The organism is Lysobacter antibioticus HS124, assembly GCF_000336385.2.
GTDB classification, from domain to species: domain Bacteria; phylum Pseudomonadota; class Gammaproteobacteria; order Xanthomonadales; family Xanthomonadaceae; genus Lysobacter; species Lysobacter firmicutimachus.
In genome coordinates, this window is record NZ_HG424559.1 from 126,596 (window position 1) to 132,763 (window position 6,168).

The 6,168-nt window shown below is 67.1% G+C and carries 8 protein-coding genes and 1 tRNA gene; 1 reads left to right on the top strand and 8 read right to left on the bottom strand.

The features are described 5' to 3' along the window. Positions 1-9 precede the first annotated feature (9 nt). The 8 genes from nuoE to tpiA form a co-directional block, all read right to left on the bottom strand. On the bottom strand, positions 10-537 hold the full coding sequence (gene nuoE, locus TX83_RS18840) for an NADH-quinone oxidoreductase subunit NuoE (protein WP_064749530.1): 528 nt from the start codon (positions 535-537) through the stop codon (positions 10-12). Between the two features lie 136 nt (positions 538-673). Beyond that, complete coding sequence (locus TX83_RS18845; protein WP_064749531.1) at positions 674-1,978, bottom strand: NADH-quinone oxidoreductase subunit D; 1,305 nt, start codon at positions 1,976-1,978, stop codon at positions 674-676. Position 1,979: 1 nt separating this feature from the next. Further along, positions 1,980-2,696 (bottom strand): NADH-quinone oxidoreductase subunit C, encoded by a 717-nt coding sequence (locus tag TX83_RS18850; protein ID WP_064749532.1) that lies wholly within the window; start codon positions 2,694-2,696, stop codon positions 1,980-1,982. Beyond that, positions 2,693-3,280 (bottom strand): NuoB/complex I 20 kDa subunit family protein, encoded by a 588-nt coding sequence (locus TX83_RS18855; protein WP_064749533.1) that lies wholly within the window; start codon positions 3,278-3,280, stop codon positions 2,693-2,695. The genes TX83_RS18850 and TX83_RS18855 overlap by 4 nt, the downstream gene beginning before the upstream one ends. Beyond that, positions 3,271-3,627 carry an NADH-quinone oxidoreductase subunit A gene (locus TX83_RS18860; protein WP_064749534.1) on the bottom strand — a complete coding sequence of 119 codons (357 nt, stop codon included), beginning with the start codon at positions 3,625-3,627 and terminating at the stop codon, positions 3,271-3,273. Before TX83_RS18860 ends, TX83_RS18855 begins: the two co-directional genes overlap by 10 nt. Before the next feature lie 157 nt (positions 3,628-3,784). Beyond that, positions 3,785-3,869: transfer RNA gene (locus TX83_RS18865), tRNA-Leu, on the bottom strand. Positions 3,870-3,989: 120 nt separating this feature from the next. After that, positions 3,990-4,469 carry a preprotein translocase subunit SecG gene (gene secG, locus TX83_RS18870; RefSeq protein ID WP_064749535.1) on the bottom strand — a complete coding sequence of 160 codons (480 nt, stop codon included), beginning with the start codon at positions 4,467-4,469 and terminating at the stop codon, positions 3,990-3,992. 73 nt (positions 4,470-4,542) lie between these two features. Beyond that, a complete protein-coding gene (gene tpiA / locus TX83_RS18875) occupies positions 4,543-5,295 on the bottom strand; it encodes a triose-phosphate isomerase (RefSeq protein WP_064749536.1) in 753 nt (250 codons plus the stop codon). 88 nt (positions 5,296-5,383) lie between these two features. Here tpiA and TX83_RS18880 point away from each other — a divergent pair, with 88 nt between their 5' ends. After that, positions 5,384-5,917: a DNA-deoxyinosine glycosylase gene (locus TX83_RS18880; protein ID WP_064749537.1), complete on the top strand. Its 534-nt coding sequence runs from the start codon at positions 5,384-5,386 to the stop codon at positions 5,915-5,917. Positions 5,918-6,168: the final 251 nt, after the last annotated feature.

Here is a 6,168-nt window from a genome sequence, read left to right on the forward strand (position 1 = left end):
CGCCCGACCTCACTTCAGACCGTCGAGCAGCTCGTCGACCTTGGCAGCGTCGAGCTTCTCGTGGTAATGACCGTTGATGACGACCACCGGCGCGCCGCAGCACGCGGCCACGCATTCTTCCTCGCGCTTGAGGAACACGCGGCCGTCGGCGGTGGATTCGCCCAGCTTGCAGCCCAGCTTCTTCTCGGCATGGGCGACCAGTTGCTCGGCGCCGTTGAGCCAGCAGCTGATGTTGGTGCAGAAGGCGACGTTGTTGCGGCCGACCTTCTCGGTCTCGAACATCGAGTAGAAGCTGGCGACCTCGTAGGCCCACACCGGCGGCAGGCCCAGGTACTTGGCCACCGCGGCGATCAGCTCGTCGGTCAGCCAACCGCCGTTCTGCTCCTGCGCCGCATGCAGGCCCTGCAGCACCGCCGAGCGCTTGCGGTCCGGCGGGAACTTGGTCAGCCAGTGATCGATGTGCGCGCGCGTCGCATCCGACAACGCCACCATCGGATCGACGTGCTGTGCGGCCTCGAAATTGCCTGTCGCTTTCATAGGGGTAAAGCCGGGATTTGGGATTCGGGATTCGGGATTCGAAAAGCCCGCATTCCAGGAAAGTGAGCGAAACAGGTGTTCGGGCGGTTGCTTCGGGCGATTGCCGATCCCGAATGCTCCATCCCGAATCCCCGCTTCATCGATCGATCTCGCCGAACACGATGTCGTAGGTGCCGATCATCGCCACCACGTCGGCCAGCATGTGGCCCTTGACGATCTCGTCCATCGACGACAGGTGGGCGAAGCCCGGGGCGCGCAGCTTGACCCGGAACGGCTTGTTGGCGCCGTCGGAGACCAGGTAGCAGCCGAACTCGCCCTTGGGCGCTTCCACCGCGCTGTAGGTCTCGCCGGCCGGGACGCAGTAGCCTTCCGAGAACAGCTTGAAGTGATGGATCAGCGCTTCCATGTCGTCCTTCATCTCCTCGCGCTTGGGCGGGGCGACCTTGAAGTTGTCGACGATCACGGGGCCGGGGTTGGCGCGCAGCCACTTCACGCACTGCTTGATGATGCGGGTGGATTCGCGCATCTCGGCGACGCGCACCAGGTAGCGGTCGTAGCAGTCGCCGTTGACGCCGACCGGAATGTCGAAATCGACTTCCGCGTACTTGGCGTAGGGCTGCTTCTTGCGCAGGTCCCAGGCGATGCCGGAGCCGCGGATCATCGGGCCGGTCATGCCCCAGGCCAGGGCCTGCTCGGGCGAGACCACGCCGACGCCGACGGTACGCTGCTTCCAGATGCGGTTGTCGGTCAGCAGCGTCTCGTACTCGTCGACGCGCTTGGGGAAATCGTCGGCGAAGGCGTCGAGGTAATCGAGCATCGAGCCTTCGCGCCATTCGTTGAAGCGCTTCAGGCTGGCGCCCTTCTTCCAGGGCGATTCCTTGTACTTCGGCATCCGGTCCGGCAGGTCGCGGTAGACGCCGCCCGGACGGTAGTAGGCCGCGTGCATGCGCGCGCCGGAGACCGCCTCGTAGCAGTCCATCAGCTCTTCGCGTTCGCGGAAAGCGTACAAAAACACGGCCATCGCGCCCAGGTCGAGCGCGTTGGAGCCGACCCACATCAGGTGGTTCAGGATGCGGGTGATCTCGTCGAACATGGTGCGGATGTACTGCGCGCGCACCGGCGCCTCGATCCCCAGCAGGGTCTCGATCGCGCGCACGTAGGCGTGCTCGTTGCACATCATCGACACGTAGTCGAGGCGGTCCATGTAGCCGATCGACTGATTGAACGGCTTGGACTCGGCCAGCTTCTCGGTGCCGCGATGGAGCAGGCCGATATGCGGGTCGGCGCGCTGCACGACTTCGCCGTCCATTTCCAGGATCAGACGCAGCACGCCGTGCGCGGCCGGATGCTGCGGGCCGAAGTTCAGCGTGTAGTTGCGGATCTCGGCGTTGTTGAGGCCGGAGGTGTTGGCTTGCGGCATGACGCTAGCGGGGTTGCTCATTTCACTTCACCTCGCGCTGCGCGCGCTCGCCCTGCGCCGTCTGGTAGCGGGCGTCGTCGCGGATCACGCGCGGCACGCCGACGCGCGGGTCGATCGAGACCGGCTCGTACACCACGCGGCGCTTGTCCGCGTCGTAGCGCACTTCGACGTTGCCGATCAGCGGGAAGTCCTTGCGGAACGGATAACCGACGAAACCGTAGTCGGTGAGGATGCGGCGCAGGTCCGGATGGCCTTCGAAGACGATGCCGTAAAGGTCGAAGGCTTCGCGCTCGAACCAATTCACGCCCGGCCAGATCGCGGTCAACGAACCGACCACCGGCAGGTCGTCGTTCGGAGCGAAGGTCTTGAGCCGCAGCCGCTGGTTGTGCTGGCACGACAGCAAGTGGGCGACCGCGGCGAAGCGGCGCTCCGGCGCGATCGACGCCGCGTTCGGGCTTTCGCCCCAACGGAAGCGGCCGGCGCTCTTGCCTTCGACGCCGCGCGAGAAGCCTTCCGAGGACACGTCGGTGTCCCACTCGTCGCTGCCGAAGCTGAGGTAGTCGACGCCGCTGACGTCGACGCATTGCTCGAAGCCGAATTCGTCGCGCAGGGCGCGCGCGGCGCCGATCCAGTCGGCGGCGGCGACTTCGAGAGTGACTTCGCCGCGCGGTTCGGCCACGACGACGGAAGCGCCGGCGAAACGTTCGCGCAGACGCTCGGCGAGATTGGCGGTGCTCATTCGCGGACGCCCTGCTTCTGGTCGCCGAAATTGGTGCCGCGGCGGATCTTGCGCTGCAGCTGCAGGATGCCGTAGATCAGCGCTTCGGCGGTCGGCGGGCAGCCCGGCACGTAGACGTCGACCGGAACGACGCGGTCGCAGCCGCGCACCACCGAGTAGGAATAGTGATAGTAGCCGCCGCCGTTGGCGCAGCTGCCCATCGAGATGACCCACTTCGGGTCCGGCATCTGGTCGTAGACCTTGCGCAGCGCCGGGGCCATCTTGTTGACCAGGGTGCCGGCGACGATCATCACGTCGGACTGGCGCGGCGACGGGCGGAACACCACGCCGTAGCGGTCCAGGTCCAGGCGCGCGGCGCCGGCGTGCATCATCTCGACCGCGCAGCAGGCCAGACCGAAGGTCATCGGCCACATCGAACCGGTGCGCGCCCAGTTCCACAGCGTGTCGAGGTTGGTGGTGACGAAACCCTGCTGCAGCAGCGGGTTTTCGCCTTCCGGGCGCAGAATATCGTCGAGACGGCCTTCCGGGAGCGGGTTGTGCATCAACCCGGAGATCGTGTCGCCAACGCTTTGGATCACTCCCATTCGAGCGCTCCCTTCTTCCAGACGTAAACGAAGCCGAGCAGGAGCATGCTGGCGAAGATGCCCATCTCGATCAGGCCGATGATTCCGAGGTCTCGGAACACGGTGGCCCAGGGCACGATGAAGATGATTTCCAGATCGAAGATGATGAACTGGATCGCGATCAGGTAGTAGCGCACGTCGAACTGCATGCGCGCGTCTTCGAAGGCTTCGAAGCCGCATTCGTAGGGAGATAGTTTCTCCGCGGTCGGGCGCTTGGGCCCGAGCACATTGCCTACCACCAACAGGGCGACGCCGATACCACCGGCGACGATCAGGAACAGCAGAGTCGGCAGGTATTCGGCCAGCACGCGGTGTTCTCTCGGCTACTTGTTCGGCTACATGGGCGCGTTGCCGCGACCTTGGCTTGGCGCCGTGGCGCCCAGTCGTTTGGACGCCTTGCGCGGCCCGCCGTGCGTGCCGCACCTGCGTACCGTGGTGCGAATTGCTGAAGCAAAGGGATGGATGTGGTGCCCAAAGGGGGACTCGAACCCCCACGACCTAAGTCGCTACCACCTCAAGGTAGTGCGTCTACCAATTCCGCCATCTGGGCACTGTAACCAACCACGCCATCCTGGCTCCGGTGGGGCTCGCGTTCGCGCCGCCACCCGGTCATCGCTGACCTGCCCTGCCGTCCTTGCGGGGCGTTGAAACTGTATTTTAACTCTTTATTTCACTTACCGTCAGCCGGCTGTTTTGCCGGGGTTGCCTGCTCGGCCGGCGCCGTGGCGGGCGCGGCCGGAACCGCGGCCGGCTGGGCCGCCGCCGGTGCCGGCACGGACTGCACCGGCGCCTGCGGCACGCCGCTGGCGGGCGCGGCCGGAGCGGTGGCCGCGGGAGCGGGAACCGTCGACGGAACCGACGGGGCGGCCGCCTGCGGCGCGCCCATCAGGCCCATGTCGGGCTTGCCGGCTTGAGCCGAGGGACGGCTCGCCTGCCAGGCCATGAAGAGGCTGATCGCGAAGAACGCGATCGCCAGCCACTTGGTCGCCTTGGACAGGAAGTTCGAGGAACCGCGCGCGCCGAACACCGTCGCCGAAGCGCCGCCGCCGAAGCCCGAACCCGCCTGCGCACCGGCGCCGCGCTGCATCAGGATCAGCGCGATCATGGCGATCGCGATCAGCACATAGATGACGTTGAGGAACAACAGCATCGCTTAGGATTCTTCGGTTCGGACTGCGGGTTAGGACCGTCCCGCTGCGGCGCCGGGCGCTGCAACGCTTCGATCAGGGCGCCGCCGCGGCTGCGATGGCGTTGAAATCCGCGGCCACCAGCGAGGCGCCGCCGACCAGGCCGCCGTCGACGTCGGGCTGGGAAAACAGCGCGGCGGCATTGTCGGCCTTCACGCTTCCGCCGTAAAGAATCGGAAGCGAGCCAGCGATTGTAGCATCGTGCGCAGCGATTTCGCTACGAATGAATGCGTGGACCTGCTGAGCCTGTTCCGGGGTGGCGGTCTTGCCGGTACCGATCGCCCAGACCGGCTCGTAGGCCAGGATCGCGCCGTCCAGCGCCTGCGCGCCGAGCAGCTCGAAAACCGGCCCCAACTGCTCCTGCAGGCGCCATTCGGTCTTGCCGTCCTCGCGCTCGGCCAGGGTCTCGCCGACGCACAGGACCGGGGTCAGGCCGGCGGCCTTGGCGGCGGCGAACTTGCGCGCGACCAGCTCGCTGCTTTCGCCGTGGTACTGGCGGCGCTCGGAGTGGCCGACCAGGCCGTAGCCGGCGCCGACGTCCCTGAGCATCGCGGCCGAGACTTCGCCGGTGTAGGCGCCCTTCTCGTTGGCGCTGACGTCCTGCGCGCCGAAGGCCAGCCCGCGTTCGCCGTAATGTTCGATCAGCTCGCCCAGGTACGGCAGCGGCGGCAGGATCAGGCGCTCCACCCCCGGCGGAGGGGTCTGCGCGGCGACCTCGTCGAGCAAGGCGAAAGCGAACTCGCGGCTGCCGTGCAGCTTCCAGTTTCCGGCGACGATCCTGCGGCGCATGGTCTCTCCTGTTGCGTCTGAACGCGCAGTTTAACCCAGGCCGCCACGCCCCCACCCTATCGGTCCGACCTTCCCGCTCGCCTCGCCCATGCCCACAACGCCGCCCGCCCCCGTCCGCAGCTTCGCCCCGATCGAACCGCCGCAAGCGCGGGTGTTGATCCTGGGCAGCATGCCCGGGGTCGCTTCGCTGACCGCCGGCCGCTACTACGCCCATCCGCAAAACCGTTTCTGGCCGATCATGGGCCGCCTGATCGGCGCCGGCCCGGAACTGGCTTACGAGCACAGGATCGAAGCGCTGTGCGCCGCCGGGATCGCGGTGTGGGACGTGCTCGCGCAATGCGAGCGCGAGGGCAGCTTGGATTCGGCGATCCGCGACGACACCGCGGTCGCCAACGATTTCGCCGGCTTTTTCGTTCGCCACCCGCAGGTACGCACGGTGCTGTTCAACGGCGCCAAGGCCGAACAGAGCTTCCGCCGCTTCGTCCTGCCCGGGCTGGCGGCGGCGCCGGGATTGCGCCGCCTGCCGTCGACCAGCCCGGCCAACGCCTCGCAGGCCGATGCGGCCAAATGCTCGGCCTGGCGCGAGGCCTTGCGTGACGCCGGGGTGGCGGTACGCGACTGAGCCCGCGCCGCCGCGTGTTGCAGGCCTGAAACTCCGGGCCCGCTCTACGCAGTCGCGAAAAACAGCGTAAGTCAGTGCCGGGAAAGGATTTTCCACCCGGCTGGCCGACCTGCCGCCGGTGCCGCGGCCGTCGTTCGGCCGGCGCCGATTCGCCCGCCCCCTGTCCTGCCCCTGTCGACCCCGGCGTTTGTTGGGGGTGACTGCCCGTATCGGGCCTCAACGCCAAGGATCGCTTGCGAAGCCCCCCCCCC